Origin of the sequence: Variovorax sp. PBL-H6, from assembly GCF_901827155.1 — a bacterium.
Lineage (GTDB): Bacteria > Pseudomonadota > Gammaproteobacteria > Burkholderiales > Burkholderiaceae_C > Variovorax.
The window spans coordinates 5,242,501-5,264,789 of record NZ_LR594659.1; the positions used below are offsets into that span (position 1 = coordinate 5,242,501).

The following is a 22,289-nucleotide window of genomic DNA, read 5'->3' on the forward strand; positions in this document are numbered from 1 at the left end:
CCTCACCAACTACCTAATCTGCCATCGGCCGCTCCATTCGCGCAAGGCCTTGCGGTCCCCTGCTTTCATCCGTAGATCTCATGCGGTATTAGCACAGCTTTCGCTGCGTTATCCCCCACGATTGGGCACGTTCCGATGTATTACTCACCCGTTCGCCACTCGCCACCAGGATTGCTCCCGTGCTGCCGTTCGACTTGCATGTGTAAGGCATGCCGCCAGCGTTCAATCTGAGCCAGGATCAAACTCTATAGTTCGATCTTGAATTTAACGTCTCTCGCGAGACAAACTCATAAAAACGGAATTGAAGTGAACTTCACTTCTATTCTCATGAGCATTTAAAGCCTGAAAGGCTTCGTTCCGAAGAACTTGGCCATTCGCCTCAAACGCCCACGCTTATCGGCTGTATATTTTTAACGATCCCACAAGTCAGGCAACTTTCTTCGCCCTTCTTGCCAACCTCGCTGCGATCAGCGAAGCCTTAGATTATTACACGGTTTTGAAAGAACCACCAAACTTTTTTGAAGCCTCTTCAACCTCGCCAACCTATCGATCAGCACAGCTCAACCAAGGCCCCCTCCACCTTCAGCAGCCACCAAAGCCATTCGACTTCAACAACCAGCGCCTTCAGCGGAGCCTTCGATTATGACACGGATTGAACGACTATCACCATCGAAGCCTGCTCTTCTTAGGCTTTCCTCGAGCTTCGCTTGAAGCCCGGGGCATACGCCGATTTCAGCAGAGCCTGCGATTATATGCGGAGTTTTGGGCCATGCAAAAACGACCTTAGACCTTAAGGCCCGCCACGACCCGAGACAGCCCCCGCGCCCGCGGCTCTTCGTCAGGCCTGGCCCTCCGTCGGCTAAGCCCCTCCGATAATCCGCACCACATGGCACTCATCTCACTCCTCAACGCGCAACTAGCGTTCGGGCACGTCCCGCTGCTCGATCACGCGGACCTATCGTTGCTCGAGTTCGAGCGTATCGGACTCATCGGCCGCAATGGTGCCGGCAAGTCTTCGCTCCTGAAAATCCTGGGCGGTCTCGAGAAACCTGACGACGGGACTCTCCAAGCGCAGCAAGGTCTGCGCATTGCGTATGTGGCGCAAGATCCGCAGCTCGACCTGAACGCCAGCGTGTTCACAGCCGCGAGCGCCGGGCTGGCGAAAGCTGTCGCGCTTCGCGAGCAATATCTTTCCGCGGCCACGGGTCTTGATCTCAACGCGTTGCAATCGCAGATCGAAGCTTTCGACGCGTGGAACTGGGAACAGCGCGTCGAAGAGACCTTGCACCGACTGCACCTCGATGGCGCCGCACGGGTCGGCGAATTGTCCGGCGGAACCCGCAAACGCGTGGCCCTTGCGCAGGCGCTGGTCGCCGCGCCCAACGTGCTGCTCCTAGACGAGCCGACCAATCACCTCGATCTGGATTCGATCGAATGGCTCGAACAGCTGCTGATCGATTTCAAAGGCAGTGTGGTCACCATCACGCATGACCGCAGCTTCCTCAATCGGGTGGCAACCCGCATCGTGGAGCTAGACCGCGGCAAGCTCAGTTCGTACCCCGGCAATTTCGAACAATACCTGGCGCAGAAGGAAGCGCAAATTGCCCAGGAAGCTGTCCTTATCGCCAAGGCCGACAAGCTGCTGGCGCAGGAAGAGATCTGGATCCGCAAGGGCGTCGAGGCCCGCCGCACCCGCAGTCAAAGTCGCATCAGCCGACTCGAGGCGCTGCGAGCTCGACGTACCGCCCGGCGCGAGGCACTTGGCAGCGTCAGCATGGATGTGGCATCCGGCCAGACCAGTGGAAAGATCGTTGCGGAATTGACGGGCGCAACCAAGGCCTTCGGCGACAAGACGGTTATCCGGAACTTCAGCGGGACCATCCTGCGCGGCGACAAGGTCGGCCTGGTGGGGCCGAACGGCGCCGGCAAGACCACATTGCTGAAGCTCATTCTTGGCGAGCTCGAGCCCGACAGCGGCAAGATTCGGCGCGGCACGAATCTGCAGGTCGCCTACTTCGATCAGATGCGCGCAGCGCTGCAGCTCGATGCCACGCTGGAGGATTTCATTAGTCCGGGCAGCGAGTGGATCGAGATCGGCAACCAGCGCAAGCATGTCAAGAGCTATCTCGCGGATTTCCTGTTCTCGCCAGCGCGCGCGCAATCGCCGGTGCGCTCGCTGAGCGGAGGCGAGCGCAATCGGCTATTGCTCGCCCGCCTGTTTGCGCGCCCGGCCAATGTGCTGGTGCTCGACGAACCCACCAACGACCTCGACATCGACACGCTCGAACTGCTTGAAGACCTGCTGCAGAACTACGACGGCACCGTGTTCCTCGTGAGCCATGACCGAACCTTTCTCGACAATGTGGTGACGAGCACCATCGCCTTCGAAGGCGATGGCCTCTGGCGTGAATACGAAGGCAGCGTGGAAGACTGGTTGATCCAATCGAAGCGCGCTCGCGAGATCGCTGCCGAAAGGGCCCAGGCTTCCCCCGCGTCCGCTCTGAGCCCCGCTGCACCCTCCGCCGCGCCGGCAGCGGCTGCGCGCGTGGGCACGCGCAGAAAGCTCAGCTACAAGGAGCAGCGCGAATTCGAGACCCTGCCCGCCCGGATCGCGGAACTTGAAGAAGAACAGAAGCGCATCACCGAAATACTCGAGTTGGAGGGTGGTGCAATCTACGCCAGCGAGGCATCGCGCGCCGCCGAGCTCGCGCAGCGTCACGCCCAGATCGACGAGGAATTGCTGGCCGCAATGGAGCGCTGGGAGGTGCTGGATTCGGCGCGCCAAGGCTGAGCGGCGGCGCCTTCGTCCGACGTTCGGCTGACGCCGGCTGAGCTATATAGAAGCAGCTGAAACTCCGATCGAGCTGCATGATCTCATTCAAGGCCTTTCACCCCGGCGCGCGCGCATGGCGCAGTTGCGCCGCAGCGCTGTGCTCGACCTTCCTCTTGCTCTCGGCCTGCGCCGAGCTGCCCCAGAATGTTCAAAGGCCGGTATCGAGAGCGCTCGCATCGCCTGCGGGAACGCCCCTCGCGCAGTTGGTGCAGCAGCGCCGCCAAGCTGCATCGACGCGCAACGAATCTGGCTTCATGCTGCTCGACGGACCGCCGGCCGCCTATGGCAGCCGCCTCGCCTTGGCCGAGGGTGCGAGGAAGACGCTCGACCTTCAGTACTACGCCATCCATGCCGACGCCAGCACCGAACGCCTGCTCACCGCCGTGCGTGATGCGGCGGCCCGCGGCGTGCGTGTGCGCATCCTGCTGGACGATTTTCACAGCACCGGCCGCAACGCATCGGTGATGCGCCTGGCTTTCGTGCCCAACATCGAGATGCGGATGTTCAATCCGGTGCCCGGTTCCCGCGGTTCGAGCCTCGCCCGGATGTTCAACGCCATCGAGGACGCCTCGCGCATCCAGCAGCGCATGCACAACAAGCTCTTTATCGCCGACAACGTGCTCGGGGTGACAGGCGGGCGCAATCTGGGCGACGCCTACTTCGGGAATGCTCAAGCCGGCAACTTCGTGGACATGGATGTGTTGGCGGCCGGACCCATCGTGCAGGACCTGTCCCGCAGCTTCGATGCCTACTGGAACAACGAGCGTGCCTATCCCGTTCAATCGCTGGTAAAGCGCGAGGAGCTCGAGGAGCTACGCAACGAATCGCGCAATGAAGGGCGCAGCGAACACGAGAAGGACGCGAACACCGGTGCGCCCAGGCCGCCTGACGGCGAGCCGCAACCGCGTAAGGCCGAGCCAACGGCCGAGCAACAGAACCGCGCCTGGGATGAAAAGGCGATGGATCTGAGCACCGCCAGTTTCGTCTGGGCGCCGGCCGCGGTCATGGTGGACAAGCCGGCCAAGATCCCCGCCGACTCGCCTGGCGGCGGCGCAGGCACAGGCAAGGCGCCCGGCCTCGTGGTGGCTCAGCAAGGTCAGGGCAGGACGGCCGCGGCGTCGGGCGGCTCGCTTGGCGGAGCGGCGGCGGCGGCCTCCAACGGCGACACCGTCGTCGAAGGACTTCTGCAGATGATCGGCCGAGCCCAAAGCGACCTCCTCATCATCTCGCCGTACTTCGTGCCTGGCCCGGACATGAAACACGCCTTCGCCTCGGCGCTCGCGCGAGGCGTCAAGATCCGCGTGCTGACGAATTCACTCGCATCCAATGACGCGCCGCTGGCACACGTTGGCTATGCCCGCCATCGCGAAGAAATGCTGGCGATGGGCATCGGCCTGTACGAGCTGCGCAGCGAACAGGCGGGACTGGGCAGCGCGTTCGGCTCCGCCGGAGGAAGCACGCTGGGCGAATCGCGCTCGATGCTGCATTCCAAGGTGCTGGTGATGGACGGCCGACTGCTGGTGGTCGGATCGATGAACCTCGATCTGCGTTCGCAGTTGCAGAACACCGAGATCGCTCTGCTCATCCGCAGCGACGAACTCTCCCGCATCGCCGCAGGACAGATCGAGACCGCCATGGCCAAAGCGGCCTGGCACGTCGAGCGGAGCAACGGCGGCCTGGTCTGGCGCGCACCCCAAGACAGCGGCCTCAAGGACAGCACGACAGACCCGGATGCGAGTGTCGGACTGCGCCTACTCCTGAGGCTGTTCGGCCCCCTCGCGCCGGACCGGCTGCTCTGAGACTCAAAGCTGTGCGCGGACGCGGGCGAACACCTTCCAGAAGGTGGCGTCCTGCGCGGTTGCAAAGTTGATGCGCATCAGCGTGCTGGGCGGCCGCCGCGCGTGGAACAGCGACCCCGGCGCCAGCAGGTATCCCTCGTCGAGCATGTGCTGGGTCAGTTCATCGGTGTCGACCCCGGTGTCGACCCAGCCGAACAGCCCCGCCGGCTCCGCCGCCAGCGTACAACCTCCCGCGATTGCCAGCTTCACCGCGCGCCCGCGTGCGCCGTCCAGGCGCAGGCGCACGCGCTCGGCATGGCGGCGCAATTGGCCCTGGTCGATGCACCAGGCGAGCGCGCGCTCGAACAGCGAAGGCGTGGTCAGCGTCGTCAACAGCTTGGTCTCGAGCATGCGTCCGACCAGCTGTGGGGACGCCGCCAGGAAACCGATGCGCCAATTGGGCGCGAGGATCTTCGCGAAACCGCTCACGTAAACGGTGCGCTGCAAGCCGTCGAGTGCGCACAGCCGTGTGGCGTGCTCCGGGGCCAGGTGGCTGTAGGTGTCGTCCTCGACAATGTGGAAGCCATGCTGGTTGGCCAGTTGAAGCACCCGATGCGCGCTGCCCGGCGAGAGGCTGTAGCCAGTCGGGTTGTGCAGCACGCTCACGCTGACGAAAAGCTTCGGCTTGTGGCCGTCGCCGGCATTGCAGTAGCGCTCCATCACCTCCAGGTCGGGCCCGTCCGCCTTGCGCGGCACAGGCAGGATGCGCATGCCGAGCGCCTCGAGCCGCGCGAACTCCAGCGCCCATCCTGGCTCCTCGACCATCACCGGATCGCCGGGCCGCAGCAGCGTGCGGCTCACGATGTCGAGCGCATGCGTGGCCCCGACGGTGGTCACGATCTGCTCTGCGCCCGCGGGCACGTTGATGCTGGCGAGCTTGGTCGCGAGGCTGCGCCGCAGACCGCTATCGCCTGCGGGCTCGCCGTATTGCAACGAGAAGTCCTGCAGCGCCCGCGTGCTGGTCACGCGCCGGACGGCAGCGGCAGTGAAGGGCGAGGCCAGCCATTCAGAGGGGAATACGCCCATCCCTGGCTGCGGCTTGTCGCTGGGGCGGTGGAACATGCCGCGGATGAGCGTGCTCGCGTCTGCGGGCACCGGCCGCGACACGGCCGGCTGCGCCAAGGGGGCGAGGGTCGATAACGCCGCACCCGCTTGCGCGGCAATCGAATCGCGCACATAAAAGCCGCGCTGGCGCCGCGCTTCAACCAAGCCCTGCGCGAGCAGCTGGTCGTAGGCGGCCACCACCGTGTGCGGACTCACGCCCTGCTGCCGTGCGCACTCGCGCACCGAAGGCAGCCGCGCCCCCGGCGCGAGCAGGCGGGTCCGGATGCGCTCGGCGAAGCGGCTGGCCAACTGCTCGGTCAGCGACTGGGTTGAAGTTCGTGTCAGCATGCGCGCGCCTGCTCTGTGTCGATGATTGAACCGATACAGGCTCGAGTCATGTTCGACAATCTGTATCGGTACTGTAATGGTCGTCAGTTTAGAGTGTGTGCCATGAACTGGCAAGAATTCACCGGCCTGCTGGTGCTGGCCACGGCGATGAGCTTCTCGCCCGGCCCCAACACCACGCTCTCCACCGCACTGGCCGCCAACGGCGGCCTGCCGCGCGCCATGCGCTTCGTGCTCGCCGTGCCAGTGGGCTGGACACTGCTGCTGGGCCTGTGCGCCGCCGGCATCGGCGCGCTGGTGGTGGCTGCGCCGTCATTGCGCTGGGCCATCAAGGCGTTCGGCATCGCCTACCTGCTGTGGCTGGCCTGGAAGCTCAGTGGCAGCGCCACGATGGGTCAGGCCGATGGCAAGCAGCTGCGGGTCGGCTTCTGGCAGGGCGTGATGCTGCAGTTCGTCAACATCAAGGCTTGGCTGCTGGCGCTGACGCTGGTCGCCACCTGGATCGCTGGCCAACCCGACGCGTTGCGGCGCTTCGCCATCGTGGCGCCGGTGATGCTGGTCTATGCCTTCACCAGCAACTTCGCCTATGCGCTCGCCGGCTCGCTGCTGCGCACCTGGCTGGCGCACGGGCAACGCCTGCTTTGGTTCAACCGTGCCATGGCCGCCGTGCTGGTGCTCACCGCCTGGTGGATGGCCAGCGTATGAAGATCAAGGACGAAACCCTGGGCATGTGGCTCGGCGTGCTCGGGGTGGCCTTCTTCGCGGTCACATTGCCGATGACCCGGCTGGCCACCGGCACGCAAGACGCCCCGCAGCTCTCGCCATGGTTTCTGACATTGGGCCGGGCGGCGCTGGCGGGTTTGCTGTCGGTGATCTTCCTGCTCGCCACCCGCTCGCCGCTGCCGCAACGCCACCAATGGAAACCGCTCGGCATGGCCATGCTGGGCAACGCGATCGGGTTCCCGCTGCTGCTCGCCTATGCGTTGCGGATCGTCAGCGCCAGTCATGCCGCAGTGGTGACGGCCTTGCTGCCGCTGGTGACGGCGGCTTGCGCAGCCTGGGTGCTGCACCAGCGCGCCCGGCTCGGGTTCTGGCTCTGCGCGCTGGCGGGTAGCGGGCTCGTCATCGTGTTCTCCATGCTTCGTGCAGGCGAGCAGCAGTTCGGCTTCGCCTGGGGCGACCTGCTGCTGGTGGGCGCCGTCTTCGCAGCCTCGCTCGGCTACATCTACGGCGCGCAGATCACGCCGGCACTTGGGGCCGAGCGCGTGATCTGCTGGGTCTGCGTGATGGCGCTGCCCGTCACGATGCCCGGCGCGCTGTGGCTGTGGCCGCAGCAACCGATTGCGACCTCGTCCTGGCTGGGCTTCGTCTACGTCGGCGTTTTCTCGATGTGGGTGGGCTTCTTTGCCTGGTACCGGGGCTTGGCCATGGGCGGCGCGCTGCGCGTGAGCCAGGCCCAGTTGCTGCAACCATTTCTCTCGATCCTCGTCGCGGTGCCGCTGCTCGGCGAACCGATCGATCTCGTCACGCTCGGCTTCGCGGTGGGGGTGGTGGCCACCGTGGTGGCCGGCAAGAAGCTCTCTCAGGCGCGCCCCGCCGCCGCATCATCACAACAACTGGCACATCCGAAGGAAACGACATGAACTGGAAACTCGCCGCCCGCGCAGAAAAGATGAACCCCTCGGTGATCCGCGAGATCCTCAAGGTCACCGAGCGTCCCGGCATCATCAGCCTGGCGGGCGGCCTGCCCTCGCCCAAGACCTTCCCGGTCAGCGCCTTCGCCGAAGCCTGCGCCGAGGTGCTGCACAAGGACGGCCAGGCCGCACTGCAATACGCGGCCAGCGAGGGCTACGGGCCGTTGCGCGAAGCGGTCGCTGCAATGCTGCCGTGGCCGGTCGATCCGGCCCAGGTGCTGATCACCACCGGCTCGCAGCAGGGCCTGGACCTGATCGCCAAGATCCTGCTCGACCCCGGCAGCCGCGTGCTGGTGGAGACGCCCACCTACCTCGGCGCGCTGCAAGCCTTCTCGCCGATGGAACCCGAGGCCGTCAGCGTCGCCAGTGACGACGAGGGTGTGCGGGTGGACGACCTTCAGGCCAAGGCCAAGGACGCCCGCTTCGTCTACCTGCTGCCGAATTTCCAGAACCCGACCGGCCGCACCATGACCGAGGCACGCCGCGCAGCGGTGTCCGCAGTTGCCGCCGAGGCAGGCTTGCCGATCGTCGAGGACAACCCGTACGGCGACCTCTGGTTCGACGAGGCGCCACCTCTTCCGCTCACGGCACGCAATCCCGAAGGCTGCATCTATCTCGGCTCCTTTTCGAAGGTACTGGCGCCGGGCCTGCGGCTGGGTTTCCTGGTCGCACCGAAAGCGATCTTTCCCAAGTTGCTGCAGGCCAAGCAGGCGGCCGATCTGCACAGCCCCACCTTCAACCAGCGCGTGGTCGCGGAGGTGATGAAGGAAGGCTTCCTCGAGCGCCACGTGCCGACCATCCGAGCGCTCTACAAGCGCCAGCGCGACGCGATGCTCGCCGCACTCGAGAGGGAGATGCAGGGCCTGGGCGTGAGCTTCAACAAGCCGGCGGGCGGCATGTTTCTCTGGCTGCGCCTGCCCGAGGGCATGAATGCCGTGGCGCTGCTGCCCAAGGCAGTGGAGCGCGGCGTTGCCTTCGTCCCCGGTATGCCCTTCTACGCCGGCGCCGGAGACGTGCGCACGCTGCGTTTGTCCTTCGTGACCGCCAGCGTCGAGGAAATCGACACGGCAATCACCGCACTGGCCGGCGCCGTGCGCGAACAGCTGGCGTATCAAGCCGCGGCTGAAGTCCAGCGTCAGATGGCCGCAAGCGCCGCATAACCCATCGACAAGGGCAAGCCGATGCACATCGCGATCCTCACCTTCGACGGCTTCAACGAGCTCGATTCGCTGATCGCGCTCGGCGTCCTGAACCGAATCAAGAAGCCCGGCTGGCGCGTTAGCCTGGCGGCGCCGAGCGAGACAGTGCAGTCGATGAACGGCGTCACGCTGCACGCCACTGCCTCCCTGGCCGACGCTTGCGCAGCCGAGGCCGTGCTTGTCGGCAGTGGCATCCGCACGCGCGAGATTGCTGCGGACCCGGCGATCCTCTCCGCGCTGCAGTTGGACCCTGCACGGCAGCTGATCGGCGCGCAGTGCTCCGGCACGCTGCTGCTCGCCAAGATGGGCATCCTGGGTGACGTGCCGGCCTGCACCGATCTCACGACGAAGCCCTGGGTGCAAGAGGCGGGCGTCCGGGTGCTCGACCAGCCCTTCTACGCCGCCGGCAACGTGGCAACGGCAGGCGGTTGCCTGGCCTCGCCCTACCTCGCGGCCTGGATCATCGCGCGCACCGAGGGACTGGACGCCGCAGCCGCGGCACTCCACTACGTTGCACCCGTCGGGGAAAAGGAAACGTACGTCGCGCAGGCCCTGCGCAACCTCACGCCTTATCTTGAAAGCGCGAAGGCCGCGGCATGATCGAGCTCGGCACGCTTTTGCTGTTCCTCCTGGCGGTGCTCACGCTGTTTCTCTCGCCGGGTCCCAACATGGCCTTCGTGCTCTCGCACGGTATCGCGCTGGGACCGCGGGCCGGGTTCGCGGCAGGCCTGGGCATTGCCGCGGCGGACCTTGTCCATACCCTTTGCGCCGCAACCGGGATCACCGCGCTGGTCGCGGCCTGGCCGCCCTCATTCGACCTGCTGCGGTACGCGGGCGCACTGTACCTGTTGTGGCTCGCCTGGCAGGCGCTTCGATCGGACGGCGCCTCCGTGGCGGCGCACGCCGAGCGCGTCGGCTTCGCGCAGGTGCTGCGCCGCGCCTGGATCAACAACCTGGTGAATCCCAAGGCGCTGCTCTTCTTCATGGTGTTCCTGCCGCAGTTCGTCGATCCGGCGCGCGGCGACGTGACGGCGCAGCTGACCGTGCTCGGCGTCACGCTCAGCCTGGCCGGCCTCGGGTTCAATACCGCGCTGGGCGCCTGCAGCGGGATGATCGGCCGCTGGCTGCGGCAGCGCCGCGGCGCCGCCGGCTTCCAGCGCGGCCTGCTGGCCACGGTGATGATCGGCCTCGCGCTTCGTCTTATGCTCCTCGACCGCCCTTCGAAGGGATTCTGAACATGCTCAACATCTGGGGGCGCATCAGCTCCATCAATGTGCGCAAGGTGGTGTGGTGCGCGCAGGAACTCGGCCTGGACTTCCAGCGCACCGAGGCTGGCGGCAGGTTCGGCATCGTGCAGACGCCGGAATACCTCGCGCTCAACCCGAATGCGCTGGTGCCGGCCATTGACGATGGCGAAGGCGAGGCGCGCGTCACGCTCTGGGAATCGAACGTGATCGTGCGCTATCTTTGTGCCAAGCATTCGCCCGGCAAGCTCTACCCCGAGCCACTGGCGGCGCGCTTCGATGCCGAGCGCTGGATGGATTGGCAGCAGACCACGCTCAACCGGGCGAGCGGCGGCGCCTTCAGGCAATGGATCCGCACGCCCGCAGACCAGCGCGACCCGGCTGTGATCGCCGAGTCGGTGCGCGCCACCGAGCCGCTGTTCGCGCTGCTCGACGCGCATCTCGCCACCCGCCCCTTCATGCTCGGCGAACACTTCACCATGGCCGACATCCCGGTCGGCTGCGAAGCGCATCGCTGGTTCGGCCTGCCGCAGACCGAATACACGCGGCCCAGCTGGCCGCATGTGGAGCGCTGGTTCGCCGACCTGCGCACCCGCGCCGGCGCGCGCGGCGTGCTCGACCTTGCCCTGGAATGAAAGCCATGAAAACTCGCCCTTTCAAGCAAGTCGACGTCTTCACCGCGAAGCCCTACGCCGGCAACCCGCTCGCCGTGGTGCTCGACGGCACCGGCCTGGACGATGTGGAAATGCAGAGCTTCGCCCGCTGGACGAACCTGTCCGAAACCACCTTCCTGCTGCCGCCCACCGAGCCCTCGGCCGACTACCGCGTGCGCATCTTCACCCCAGGCGGCGAATTGCCCTTTGCCGGCCATCCGACCTTGGGCAGTTGCCACGCCTGGCTGGAGGCCGGCGGCCGGCCCAAGGCCGGCGCGCGCATCGTGCAGCAGTGCGCCAATGGCCTCGTGTCCATCCGGCACGAGGGCGAGCGCCTGGTCTTCGCGGCGCCGGCCTCGCGGCTCAGCGCGCCCAGCCCCTCGCTGCTGGCCAAGGTGGCGGGCGCACTCGGGCTGCGTGCGCAGCAGATCGTGGCCGCGCAACTGCTGGACAACGGCCCCGTATGGCTGGGCCTGCTGCTCGCCGATGCGGACACGGTGCTCGCGCTGAAGCCCGACCATCGCGCGCTCAAGGAACTCGGCCACAAGGTGGGCGTGGCCGGCATTCCTGCACGGGACGTGGAACCGCCCACCCTGCTGATCGCACGCTCCAACCGCGAGGCACGCGCCTTCGCGCAACCGCAGGCAGAGGACATCGGCCTCGAGGTGCGCGCCTTCGCGGCGCCGATGGGCATCGAGGAAGACCCGGTGACCGGCAGCTTCAATGCCAGCCTGGCGCAATGGCTCATCGCCGAGGGCCACCTGCCCGAGCGCTACCTCGCGGCACAAGGCCAGTGCCTGGGCCGCTCGGGGCGCGTCCACGTGGTGCGCGATGCCGAGGGCCAGGTCTGGGTCGGCGGCGATTCGGTCACGTGCATCGACGGCAAGCTCACGCTCTAGGAATTCGCATGCCGGCGCGCATCGACCACCTCGTGATCGCGGCCCGCAGCCTCGACGAAGGCGTGCGCTGGTGCGAAGCCACCTTCGGCGTGGCGCCGGGCGCGGGCGGCACGCATCCCTTGATGGGCACGCACAACCGCCTGCTGAAGATCGCAACGCCCGACTTCCCCCGCGCCTACCTCGAGATCATCGCGATCGATCCCGCGCAGAAGCCAGCCCGGCCCGCAGCGTTCCACCGCTGGTTCGACCTGGACGATCCGGCGCTGCAGCTCGCGCTCGCGCGCGAAGGTCCGCGTCTGGTGCACTTCGTCGCCGAGGTGCCTGACGCCGACGCCACCCTGCACGCGCTCGCGCGCCACCGCATCGACCGTGGCCGGCTGCTCGAAGCCTCGCGCGACACGCCGGCCGGCCGCCTCGACTGGCGCATCACGGTGCGCGACGATGGCCAGCGGCTCTTCTACGGCGCATTGCCTACGCTGATCGCCTGGGGGGCGGCGCATCCCAGCGACGGCATGGCCCATTCGGGCGTCCGGCTGCGGTCGCTGGCACTGTCGCATCCCCGTGCCGGCGACCTGGAGCGGGCACTCCACGCCATCGGCCTCGCCGGCGTTCCGGTGAGCTCAGGCGCTCCTCATCTGCGCGCGGAGTTCGACACGCCGCGCGGCACCGTCATGCTCGATTCCAAGGGGACCTGATGAACCGGCCTCTCCATCCTTGCGAACTCGCCCTCCTGCACCCTGAGCCCGAGGCCGTGCTGCTGCAGAGCCTGCCGTTGGGCGCGGAGCACCGCTGACATGCGCTTCACACGCGAGGAGATCGAGGCCGCGCGCCACACTGTCTACGCGGCGATGCCGCCGACACCGCAGTACGCCTGGCCGCTGCTGGCCCAGCGACTGGGCTGCACGGTGTGGACCAAGCACGAGAACCACACGCCGGCCGGCGCCTTCAAGCTGCGCGGCGGGCTCACCTATTTCGAGACGCTGGCGCGCGAGCAGCCCGCCGTGCGCCATGTGATCAGCGCCACGCGCGGCAACCATGGCCAGTCGGTGGGGTTCGCGGCGCGGCGTCACGGCCTCGCGGCGACCGTCGTGGTGCCGCACGGCAACTCGGCGGAGAAGAACGCCGCGATGCGCGCGCTGGGCGTCACGCTTGTCGAGCATGGCGACGAGTTCCAGGCCGCCAACGAGCATGCGGCGCATCTGGCCGGAGCTCGAGGCCTGCACCGGGTGCCCTCTTTCCACCCTGACCTGGTACGCGGCGTGGCCACCGCCTACATCGAGTTCTTCGAAGCGCTCGCGGCCATGCAGGGCGGCCCGCCCGAGGTGTTGTTCGTGCCGATCGGGTTGGGCTCGGGCTTCGCTGCGGCAGCGGCGGCGCGCGCACACTGCGGTGTGTCGACGCGGCTCATCGGCGTGGTGTCGGCGCATGCAACCTCGTACCTCGACTCCTTCCGCGCGGGCCGCGCGCTCGAATCGCCGGTCAGCACGCGCCTCGCCGACGGCATGGCGTGCCGCACGCCGGTGCCCGAGGCGCTGGAGGTGCTGTGGCGCGAGGCCGACGACGTGGTCGCGGTGAACGACGCGGAGGTGGCCGAGGCGATGCGCGTGCTCTTCACCGATACGCACAACGTGGCAGAGGGCGCCGGTGCGGCCGCGCTGGCGGCCCTGCTGCAGCAAGCCTCGCGCTGGCGCGGCAAGCGCGTCGGCATCGCGCTGACAGGAGGCAATGTCGATGCGGCGGTGTTCGCCGAAGTGCTGTCATCCGCGCAGGTGCAGCAGCAAGCCTGAGCGCGCGGGTCCGACCCGCTAGAAGGAGCCTGGCGGCGCCTTGGCGGCGAGCTTGATCCGGCGCAGAGGTGCAATCGCACGCGACAGTGACGCGCGAGCCATGCCGACGACTGCGCCCACCGGTTCCTTGAGCGAATCTGCGATGGGCGATTCCCCGGGAAACCCGGGCGACATCCCCGCCTTGCGCAACAGCCGGTTCACCTGATGGACGCGCGCCATCTTGCGCGTCACCGAGGTATAGAAGGTCACCCCGATCGAGATCGACACCCCGTCGCCCGGCTTCGTCCAACTGCGCTCGGAACTCGTCATGTGCGGCGACGTGCTCGGGAAGTAGACCGCGTCGCCGGGCCGGGTCTCGAACTGGTGGCTGCGCGCGCGAAACTCTTCCTTGAAGCGCACCTTCCTCAACGAATGCCCGACGATGAAATCCTCGACCGCATCGGCCCCGACAACGACCCGATCCGTGGGGTTCCACACGTTCATGGTCTTGCGGCCGTGCAGCTGCAGCCAGATATTGTTCTCGCGGTCGATGTGGAACGGCGTCACCGAAGGCGGCGCCGAAATGAAGGCGAAGCCGTTGATGTTGAAGATGCCGGGCTGCTCGCGCTCGATGTGGGGACGCATCGTGTCGATGATGCTGGCGAGCAGCTCCGCATAGCGCGGAATGACCTCGATGTTGTAGAGGGCGACCCACGAGCCCTCTTCCTCGATGCGGCCAAACACCTCGTCGATGCTGCGGCCATCGGGATGCTGGCTGTCGTGCGTGAAGCTGGAGGCTTGCGAGATGCCCGGCCTGACGAAGCGGCATTGCTTGAAGGGCACGAGCTCCTTTGCCAGCCGCGCCAGCTCGGCGACCTGGAACAGCGGGTGCTCGTGAAAGTTGTGGTGCAGGCCGGTGATCTCGTGCGTGGAGAAGCGCGCGGGGTCGCCCGCCCACACCCGATAGGCCTGCTCGGCATGCGGTGTGCTGCCTGGCGCGACCGCTCCATGTCCTTCCTCAACGGCGCGGGCGCGCCCTCGCTGCGACGACGGATGCGGGGTTGCGGGCAGTGCATCCGGAGCGCGGAAGGCGCCACTCGTGGACTCGTTCATTCAAAACCTCATTTCTTCTTGCCGCGCCATCCGCCGCTCTCCACGAGCAAGCTGGCACATGTTGTTAGGGCTGCCAGGAACGGGCAATTGATACTAACGGCTCGTCCTTCACCAGCGCACGCGCACGCCCACTGCACCCTGGATGGAGGACTTCACCCGAGTATCGCCACCGGTGCTGAAGACCTTGCCGAGCTCGCCGTAGAGGCTCACTGTTTTACTCAGGGTCATCGTCGCGCCAGTCGCAAGCTCGATGGAGGTGTAGCGGCTCGAACTCGCGATGGGCGTGGAGAAGCCGCCGTTGATGAAGCGCGCCGTGTCGCCCGCGTCGTTGGCATGGATCACGCCGATGCGGCCATAAGGCTGCAGCCGGCCCGCCGAGGTGGCGAAGTCGCCCTTCACGCGCACGCCCACGCCTGCTGTCCAGCCGCTGGCATCGTCCTGTTGCACCAGTGCGCCGGGGATGCGCAGATCGTCGAGCTTGGCCCGGCGGTAGCTGAGCTGCGCCTGTGGCTCGAGGGTCCAGTTGCCGCCGAGCGCGAAGGCCTGCCCGACCTCCACCGAGGCGGTGAGGCTGTTCCCCTTGCCGGACGCGGCGAAGCTGCCGAGCGGACGGATCGTGTAGCGCTGCGAGCCGTACTGCAGCACCGTGTCGACATAGAAGCCGGTGGCGTTTGCATAGCTGGCGTAGGCGCCCAGATAGCGAGCGCGCAGATCCGTGCTGCCCACGGCGCGGTAGAGGCCGCTGGCGAAGCCGCTCAGGTCGGCATTGCCGTCGAGCGTGCCGACATAGACGCCGGCGTGCCAGTCGCCCAGCTGCGAGACGTAGAGGTCGGTTCCTGCCTGCACGCCGCTGACGTGGCCCTGCGTCGAGGGACTGACCACGCCTGACTGGCGGATGTCCAGGTCGCTGTAGATCGCACGGGCCCAGGCGCGGCGCTCGGTCGAGAGCGCACCAGCGACCGGCGTGAGGCTGGCCATCGCCCGGCCGCTGGCGTCGTCGTCGCCCATGCGGCTGCGCAGGTTGCCGATCATCCCCATGTCCGCGCCGCGCAGTTGCGACGGCAAGGCGGCCAGCATCGAGGCCTCGGCGCGGTAGGCCGTCACTGCGACAGGTGCCGGTGCCGGTGCGGGTGCCGGTGCGGGTGCCGGTGCGGGTGCCGGTGCGGGTGCAGGCGCGGGTGCAGGCGCGGGTGCAGGCGCGGGTGCCGGTGCGGGTGCAGGCGCGGGTGCAGGCGCGGGTGCAGGCGCGGGTGCCGGTGCCGGCGCGGGTGCAGGTGCAGGTGGGGCCGGAGGCGCGGGCGGCGGCGGCGGAGGCGGAGGCGGAGGCGGGGGCGGCGGCGGAGGCGGAGGCGGAGGGGGCGGCGGAATCACCTGGGAACGCAGGTACCAGTTCTCGCCGGCGCCAACCGTATCGGCGGCGTACAGCCGGTACTCGAAAGCCCCCGCGTCCACGTGGCCGGCACCTCCGAGCGCGAAGGCGCTCTTGGTGGTCTGCGCAGTGGTGGTGGCCCCGTTCAGCGCCGTGATCACTTCGATGCCGCTGCCGACCGTCTGGCCGCCCAGACCGCCGAGATTGGTGATCTGCAAGGTGGTGCTGCCGCTGGCAACCGCCGTGGGGCCATCGAGCACCAGGCGGTCGGTCGGCCCACTCACGCCGAGCACCGTGCCCAGGCGCAGCGTGCCGTTGTTTCCGACATAGGGGCCGTTGACCGTGAGCGTAGTGCCCGCCGAGGCGCCAGCCAGCGAGACGGTCCCGCTGTTGCTGAGGGAGGCCATGCTCTGGCTGAAGCCCGCCAGGTCGAGGGTGGCGCCCGCGGCCACGCTGTGCGCCGAGACGGCGCTCAGGGTGTTGGCCGCGCCGGCCCGCAGCGTGCCGCCGGCCACGGTCGTGCTGCCGGTGTAGGTGTTGGCGCCCGACAGGGCCAGCGTGCCGGCGCCCGCCTTGACCAGCGAACCCGGATTGACCGGCGCGACCATGCCATTCGAGATGGCGCCAGTGAACGTGCCCGCGCCAACCGTGAGCTCTGAGCCGTTCAGGCCCACGGTGCCATTGCCGTTCAGCTGGGCGACGGTCTGGACGGCGTTGACGAGCTCCAGGCCAGACACCTGCGCGGGCACGGTGCTGCCGTTGGAATTGACGGTCAGGTTAGCAGTGGTGGCGAAGTGTCCGCTGCCCTGCGCTACGACGGCACCGCCGGGATTGACCACCAGGTCCCCAGGAACATTGCCGGCCGCGGTCAATGCCAGCTGGGCATTGCCCTGCACGATGGTCGTGCCGGTGTAGTTGTTCGGCGTCGTGAAATTGAACCCACCCCATGGGGCCGTGGCATCGAGGGTGAGGCCGTGGTTGCCGCCGATCCCTCCGTTGAAGTTGACGATGCCCGCGGTGCTGGTCTGCGTCAGCGTGGCATCGGCCGCCAGCGTGACCGGGCCAGCCAGGGCGAGAGTGCCGTTGGTCGCGAGGCTGACGTTGCCTCCGAGCCCGACCGCGTTGCTCATCGACAGCGGGTTGCTCGTGGTGAAGGTGCCGGCGTTCAGGGTGATCGGCCCCGTGCCCAGCACCGTGGCACTGCCGATGCTCAGCCCCCCTGCATTCAGGATCGTGCCGCCGCTGTAGCTGTTGGCCCCGGTAACGGTGGTGGTGCCGGCGCCGGCCTGCGTCAGCGTGCCGGTGCCGGTAATCGCATTGCCGAGGGTGTAGTTGTCCGAACGATTGACGATCAGCGAAGCGTTGTTGGTGATCGCGCCCACCACGCTGCCGCTCGCTGTTCCGTTGCCCAACTGGAGCGCACCGCCGCTGATCGTGGTGCCGTTGGTGTAGGTGTTGTTGCCGGTCAGGGTCAGGGTGCCGGCGCCGACCTTCACCACCGTGCCGCTGCCGAGCAGGACGGAATTGATGTAAGGCGCGCCGTTCTTGTCCGCGAGACCCGGGCCGGTGCCCGAGATCACGCCGCTGATCGTGTCGTTCTTCCCGAGCGCGCCGACTTCCAGTGTGGCGTCGCCGAGCACGACATTGCCCGACCCCGACAGCGACCCGACGGCCCCGCTGGTCCCCGGGGTCATTCCGCTGATATAGAACTGGCCGGTGCGGCCGGTGAGGGTGTCGTTGTTGTTGACCACCGTGGCGCCGCTCATCGTCGCGGTGTTCACGATCTGGACCACGCCGCCGTTGTTGTTGACGGTCGCGCTCCCGGCCGTGGCAGTCTCCTGGAAGTAGACGCGGCCGCCGGTGTTGTTGATGGTGGCCGCTTCCGCATTGGCCCCGCCTGCACCGAAGAGCGCGAGGGCGCCCGGGCCGCCAAGGTTGATGGTGGAGGTTCCCCCCTTGGCTCCGAACTGGAACTGCAGCCCGCTGTTGGTGCCGGAGACGTCCGTGTTCGCGGCGGTGACGTTGAAGGTGAGCGCTCCGGCGCTCGCGCCTGCGCCTTCGAAGCGCAGCTCGGCGTTCTCCAGGATGGAGACCGGGCCGCTGCCGAAGGAACCGGTCGTATTCGTCCAGACGTTCAGGCGCCCGGCCATCCCGTTGCCCTGCAGGACCGTGCCGCTGGCGTAGTTGTTCGTGGGGTTGTCGATGGTCAGGCGCCGGTCCGAGTTGCCCAGCACGTTGGTGCCGGTATTGCGCAGCGTGAGCACCCCGGCGCCCGTGATCTGCCCTGTCAGCTCACCATCGATGATGCCGGCCACGTCGATCGTGCCACCCCCCGCGCCGAGCGCGATGGTGCGAGCGCTGGCAAAACCGTCCGCACCCAGGCGCAGCGTGCCGCCATCCAGCACGAGGCCGCTTCCGCCGCCCCCCAGGTTGGCATCCGTACTCGCTTGCAAGGCACCCCCGTTGATCCGGGTGGTTCCGAGATAGCTGTTGCCGGCGCCCAGCACGATGGTGCCGGCACCGGTCTTGATGATGCCGTTGGGGCCACTGATGACACCGCTCTGCGTCGCCGTGCCCGTGCCCGTGCTGTTGAGGGTCACATTGGAGGGCGTGGTGACGATCGGGTTTACCAGGTCGGCGCCATCGGCGTAGTCGACCTGCTGCGCGGCACCCGATGTCGCCAGGACGCTCAGGCCGGCCGCCACGAGCGCAGTGGCTACGCCGCCCGAACGCTTGCCGCGGACGACAGCGAGCTCCGAGACCGCGACCCATGCCCCGAGCGCGTGGTTCCACACGCTGCGATATGTCTTGTTCATCTCTGTGCTGTCCCTCTCTCCGGTGGAAGAATTGGCATTGCGGCGCGGGGAAGAGGAACGCTGCAACGTCTACGAAAGTTTTCATTCTTACACAATGAGAACTTAGGAACTCATCTTGTTACATGAATCGTTGCTTATTTCACGCAATCGCCTGCGCGGTGCGAGAAAGCGACAGGTCACCGCCGTGACCGTTCCTCGTGTTGGCGCGCGGCAGAATTTCCTGCATGGGACAGCTCTATCTCGTTCGTCATGGCCAGGCCAGTTTCGGCGCCGACAACTACGACCAGCTCAGCGAACTGGGTTGCCGGCAATCGCGGCGGCTGGGCGAATACTGGCGCGAGCGCGGAATGCAGTTCGACGCCGTCATCACCGGCACGCTGAATCGCCATCGACAGACCTGGGAAGGCATTGCCGAGGGGCTGGGCCTTTCGCGCGATGACGTACTGCCCTGGCCGGGCCTCAACGAATACGACGCCGAAGCCGTGATCGCGACCATCCACCCCGAGAAGCTGCAGCGGCCAGACACGCCCGAGCTGTACCGTCATCACTTCCGGCTGCTGCGCCAAGGCCTGGGCGCATGGATGCAGGGCCGCGCCACGCCCGTGGGCATGCCGAGCTACATCGACTTCCTGGCCGGCGTGACCACCGCGCTCGACCATGTGCGCGACAAGCACCACGGCGCACGCGTGCTGGTGGTCTCCAGCGGCGGCCCGATCAGCACCGCGGTGGGCCACGTGCTGGGCACCAGCCCCGAGACCACGATCGAACTCAACCTGCGCATCCGCAATACGGCGGTCACCGAGTTCGCCTTCACGCCCAAGCGGCACATGCTGGTGACGTACAACACCCTGCCGCACCTCGACGGCCCGGCCTACGAAGGCTGGGTGACCTACGCCTGATCGGGGCCCGTACTGCCGGCGGCCAGCCAGCGCAGATAGTCGGGCGAGCCGGCCGAAACCGGCACCTGCACGATCTCCGGCGTCTCATAGCTGTGGCGCTCGCGGATGAAGGCCTCGAGCGACGGATAGCGGGTGGCCAGCGTCTTGATCAGCAGCACCCACTCGGGCTCGCGGTGCAGCGTGTCCTCCCAGATGTAGAAGCTGCGCACGCGCTGCACCTGTACGCAGGCGGCAAGCCGCGCTTCGACGAGGGCGGCGGCCAGCGCCTCGGCCTCGTCCTCGGTGCTGGCGGTGGTCATCACGATGCAGGCGGGGGTGTCCATGAGCGTCTCCGAAGGTTCAGGCCTGCCATACGCCATAACCGGCCTCTCGCAGTGCGATGCCGAGTTCGACTTCCATCTCGCGCGCTGCCTCGTAGGGCATCGGGTTGTAGACCGCGTAGAGCGCCGGCAGCAGCCTGAGGCCATAGTCACGCACGAAGGTGTTGGCCTGGATGCCGGCCTTGTGCTTGTCGAAGCGTACGTCGGGATCCAGCCCCGTCATGCCCACATAGACGAAGGGCTGGCCGAGCCGGTACTCGGGGTTGGCGCGCCGGAAGCGGGCAATGTTCCAGACCCGGTCGTCGAGCTCGACGACGTAGACATGGTGATGCGCCCTGGATCGACGGCCCACTGCCGCCCCGCTGCGGGGTTTTCTTTTCCTGCTTTCCTTACTTGCGCTTCAGAAGGCCCCAGATGAAGAGCAGCACGATCGCGCCAACCACCGAGGCGATGAATCCAGCCCCTTCCCCCGCCTGGTACCAGCCCATGGCCTGGCCCAGATAGGTCGCGATCAGCGAGCCGGCGATGCCGATCAACGTGGTCACGATGAAGCCCGCCGAGTCGTTGCCAGGTTTGATGGCGCGCGCCACCAGGCCCGCGACGAAGCCGATCAGAATGGTCCAGACGATGCTCATACGCTTCCTTGTTGTGGAGAGGGGCGGAGCCGCCGGCGGCGGGCCCGATTCATGATAGCGGAGCACCGTGCCGCTCTCGTGTCCTACACGCCTCCGGCAGGCTGCGCGCTATACCGGCGGACATGCTCGAGAAGCTTCCTGATGCCATCGGACAGGCCTTGCATGGCGTGCGTGCCGGGCTGGACGAGATCGCCTTCAACACCATTGGCCTGCGCCAGGGCATGGCCGCGATCCAGCTGGCCAGCCTGGCCTTCGCCGACCATGCGCCGCTGCCGCCGCGTTACACGGCCGATGGCGAAGGGCTGTCGCCGCCGTTGCAATGGACCGGGGTGCCGGCCGGCTCGGCATCGCTGGTGCTGATGGTGGAGGACGCGGACTCCCCTACGCCGCATCCGCTGGTCCATGCGATCGCGGTCGGCCTGCCCGCGAAAGACGGCAGCCTGCCCGAGGCTGCCTTCCCCAGTGCCGACAACGCCGGCAGCGGCCTGCATCTCGGACGCAACTCGTATCTCCAGGCCGCCTGGCTGCCGCCGGACCCACCGCCCGGACACGGGGTCCACCGCTACGCCTTCCAGCTCTTCGCGCTGGCCAGTACCCCCGACTTCTCGGCCACGCCCGGCCGGGAGGAGGTGCTCGAACAGCTGCGCACGCACGCGATCGCCAGCGGCTTGCTGATCGGCACCTGCGAGCGGCCTGACGGGACGATCAAGATCGACGACACCGCGCCCGCCGGACCTGCGATTGCCCCCTGAGCCGTTTCATCACGGGTCCGCGCTCCTCAGGGCAGCGGCCCGGTGTGCACGGTGGTCAGCGGCAGGCGGGAGACTTCGGCCAGCAGCGCGGCAAGCTGGCGCGCTGCGACCTCCACCACGGCCCGGCCCTTCTGCGCACTGGCGGCAGCCGCGTTGCCCGCCGCGCCCTCGGGGTTGTAGTCCTCCATGGCCCAGCCGAGCCGGGCGCTCTTGCCGTCGCCGAGCAACGGGTAGTCGACGGCCCGCTGGCGCGAGCTCGAGCCGAAATCGCGCGCGGCCTGCATGTCCACCTGCGCCGGCGCCAGTGCCAGCATCATCGAGGTCTCGATCTCGCCCGCGTGCACGCCGAAACGATGCTCCTGCGCGCTGAACTGCGCGCCCGCCTCGCCCAGCGGCAGGTTGAACCAGCTCACGCTGTAGACGATCAGTCCGTGCGCCGCGCGCAGCTCTCGCGCCGCGATCTCCATCGCGCCGGTGTGCCCGCCATGCGCATTGAAGAAGACCAGCTTGCGCACGCCCGAACGCGCCACGCCGGCGCCGATCTCGCGCCAGAGCCTGATCAGGGTCTCGGCCGACAGGGTCAGCGTGCCCGGGAAACTGGCGTGCTCGGGGCTCAGGCCGATCGCCTGGGTGGGCAGGAAAAGCACCGGCAGCCCGGACGGCAGCAGCGGCACCGCCTCGGCGACGATGCCGTCGACCAGCATCGAATCCACGCCCAGCGGCAGGTGGGGGCCGTGCTGCTCGGTCGCGCCCAGCGGCAGCACGGCGACCGTCGCGTCCGGGTCGAGCGCGGCGAAGTCGCGGGTCGTGAGCTGGGACCAGAAGCGGCTGCGAGGAAAGGTCATCCGGCGATCTTAGGGCCGGTGCCCG

20 protein-coding genes and 1 rRNA gene (1 of these 21 running past the window's edge) are annotated in these 22,289 nt (G+C 67.4%); 13 read left to right on the forward strand and 8 right to left on the reverse strand.

Annotation, left to right across the window (positions count from 1 at the left end):
• Positions 1-254 (reverse strand): 16S ribosomal RNA (locus tag G3W89_RS24840); it reaches 1,281 nt to the left of the window's first position.
• A gap of 632 nt (positions 255-886) precedes the next feature.
• On the opposite strand from G3W89_RS24840, the gene G3W89_RS24845 reads away from it, so the two are divergent.
• Both G3W89_RS24845 and G3W89_RS24850 read left to right on the forward strand, forming a co-directional pair.
• Positions 887-2,791, forward strand: a complete 1,905-nt coding sequence (locus G3W89_RS24845; protein ID WP_162576647.1) for an ATP-binding cassette domain-containing protein — start codon at positions 887-889, stop codon at positions 2,789-2,791.
• Between the two features lie 77 nt (positions 2,792-2,868).
• Positions 2,869-4,632, forward strand: a complete 1,764-nt coding sequence (locus tag G3W89_RS24850; RefSeq protein ID WP_162576648.1) for a phospholipase D family protein — start codon at positions 2,869-2,871, stop codon at positions 4,630-4,632.
• 3 nt (positions 4,633-4,635) lie between these two features.
• Here G3W89_RS24850 and G3W89_RS24855 read toward each other — a convergent pair whose 3' ends face one another.
• Positions 4,636-6,063, reverse strand: a complete 1,428-nt coding sequence (locus G3W89_RS24855; protein WP_162576649.1) for an aminotransferase-like domain-containing protein — start codon at positions 6,061-6,063, stop codon at positions 4,636-4,638.
• Between the two features lie 102 nt (positions 6,064-6,165).
• On the opposite strand from G3W89_RS24855, the gene G3W89_RS24860 reads away from it, so the two are divergent.
• The 9 genes from G3W89_RS24860 (at position 6,166) to G3W89_RS24900 (ending at position 13,536) form a co-directional block, all read left to right on the forward strand.
• Positions 6,166-6,765: a LysE family translocator gene (locus G3W89_RS24860; RefSeq protein WP_162576650.1), complete on the forward strand. Its 600-nt coding sequence runs from the start codon at positions 6,166-6,168 to the stop codon at positions 6,763-6,765.
• Positions 6,762-7,703, forward strand: a complete 942-nt coding sequence (locus G3W89_RS24865; RefSeq protein WP_162576651.1) for a DMT family transporter — start codon at positions 6,762-6,764, stop codon at positions 7,701-7,703. Before G3W89_RS24860 ends, G3W89_RS24865 begins: the two co-directional genes overlap by 4 nt.
• The gene (locus G3W89_RS24870; RefSeq protein WP_162576652.1) at positions 7,700-8,914 is read left to right on the forward strand and encodes an aminotransferase-like domain-containing protein; all 1,215 of its coding nucleotides are present in this window, start codon (positions 7,700-7,702) and stop codon (positions 8,912-8,914) included. Before G3W89_RS24865 ends, G3W89_RS24870 begins: the two co-directional genes overlap by 4 nt.
• Positions 8,915-8,935: 21 nt before the next feature.
• Positions 8,936-9,553: a DJ-1/PfpI family protein gene (locus G3W89_RS24875; RefSeq protein ID WP_162576653.1), complete on the forward strand. Its 618-nt coding sequence runs from the start codon at positions 8,936-8,938 to the stop codon at positions 9,551-9,553.
• The gene (locus G3W89_RS24880; RefSeq protein WP_162576654.1) at positions 9,550-10,188 is read left to right on the forward strand and encodes a LysE family translocator; all 639 of its coding nucleotides are present in this window, start codon (positions 9,550-9,552) and stop codon (positions 10,186-10,188) included. Before G3W89_RS24875 ends, G3W89_RS24880 begins: the two co-directional genes overlap by 4 nt.
• 2 nt (positions 10,189-10,190) lie before the next feature.
• Positions 10,191-10,832 carry a glutathione S-transferase family protein gene (locus tag G3W89_RS24885; protein WP_162576655.1) on the forward strand — a complete coding sequence of 214 codons (642 nt, stop codon included), beginning with the start codon at positions 10,191-10,193 and terminating at the stop codon, positions 10,830-10,832.
• Between the two features lie 5 nt (positions 10,833-10,837).
• The gene (locus tag G3W89_RS24890; RefSeq protein ID WP_174258285.1) at positions 10,838-11,749 is read left to right on the forward strand and encodes a PhzF family phenazine biosynthesis protein; all 912 of its coding nucleotides are present in this window, start codon (positions 10,838-10,840) and stop codon (positions 11,747-11,749) included.
• 8 nt (positions 11,750-11,757) lie between these two features.
• Positions 11,758-12,444 carry a VOC family protein gene (locus G3W89_RS24895; protein ID WP_162576657.1) on the forward strand — a complete coding sequence of 229 codons (687 nt, stop codon included), beginning with the start codon at positions 11,758-11,760 and terminating at the stop codon, positions 12,442-12,444.
• A gap of 99 nt (positions 12,445-12,543) precedes the next feature.
• The gene (locus tag G3W89_RS24900) at positions 12,544-13,536 is read left to right on the forward strand and encodes a threonine dehydratase (RefSeq protein ID WP_162576658.1); all 993 of its coding nucleotides are present in this window, start codon (positions 12,544-12,546) and stop codon (positions 13,534-13,536) included.
• A gap of 18 nt (positions 13,537-13,554) precedes the next feature.
• Here the strand turns inward: G3W89_RS24900 and G3W89_RS24905 are convergent, their stop codons facing one another.
• On the reverse strand, positions 13,555-14,628 hold the full coding sequence (locus tag G3W89_RS24905) for a cupin-like domain-containing protein (RefSeq protein ID WP_162576659.1): 1,074 nt from the start codon (positions 14,626-14,628) through the stop codon (positions 13,555-13,557).
• Between the two features lie 108 nt (positions 14,629-14,736).
• Positions 14,737-18,813, reverse strand: coding sequence for an autotransporter outer membrane beta-barrel domain-containing protein (locus tag G3W89_RS24910; protein WP_162576660.1), 4,077 nt, complete (start codon positions 18,811-18,813; stop codon positions 14,737-14,739).
• A 224-nt stretch (positions 18,814-19,037) separates the two neighbouring features.
• On the opposite strand from G3W89_RS24910, the gene G3W89_RS24915 reads away from it, so the two are divergent.
• Positions 19,038-19,712, forward strand: a complete 675-nt coding sequence (locus G3W89_RS24915) for a histidine phosphatase family protein (protein ID WP_162576661.1) — start codon at positions 19,038-19,040, stop codon at positions 19,710-19,712.
• Here G3W89_RS24915 and cutA read toward each other — a convergent pair.
• Genes cutA through G3W89_RS24930 form a run of 3 tightly spaced genes read right to left on the reverse strand, consistent with a single transcriptional unit; the run spans position 19,703 to position 20,667 of the window.
• Positions 19,703-20,035, reverse strand: a complete 333-nt coding sequence (cutA, locus tag G3W89_RS24920) for a divalent-cation tolerance protein CutA (RefSeq protein ID WP_162576662.1) — start codon at positions 20,033-20,035, stop codon at positions 19,703-19,705. The two genes, G3W89_RS24915 and cutA, sit on opposite strands and share 10 nt — an antisense overlap.
• A gap of 16 nt (positions 20,036-20,051) precedes the next feature.
• Entirely contained in the window at positions 20,052-20,384 is a 333-nt protein-coding gene (locus G3W89_RS24925) for a hypothetical protein (RefSeq protein ID WP_162576663.1), read from the reverse strand.
• Between the two features lie 37 nt (positions 20,385-20,421).
• Entirely contained in the window at positions 20,422-20,667 is a 246-nt protein-coding gene (locus G3W89_RS24930) for a GlsB/YeaQ/YmgE family stress response membrane protein (protein ID WP_162576664.1), read from the reverse strand.
• Between the two features lie 122 nt (positions 20,668-20,789).
• Between G3W89_RS24930 and G3W89_RS24935 the strand changes: the two genes are divergently transcribed.
• Entirely contained in the window at positions 20,790-21,419 is a 630-nt protein-coding gene (locus tag G3W89_RS24935; protein WP_162576665.1) for a YbhB/YbcL family Raf kinase inhibitor-like protein, read from the forward strand.
• A gap of 26 nt (positions 21,420-21,445) precedes the next feature.
• Here the strand turns inward: G3W89_RS24935 and G3W89_RS24940 are convergent, their stop codons facing one another.
• A complete protein-coding gene (locus tag G3W89_RS24940; protein WP_162576666.1) occupies positions 21,446-22,264 on the reverse strand; it encodes a creatininase family protein in 819 nt (272 codons plus the stop codon).
• Between the last annotated feature and the right edge of the window lie 25 nt (positions 22,265-22,289).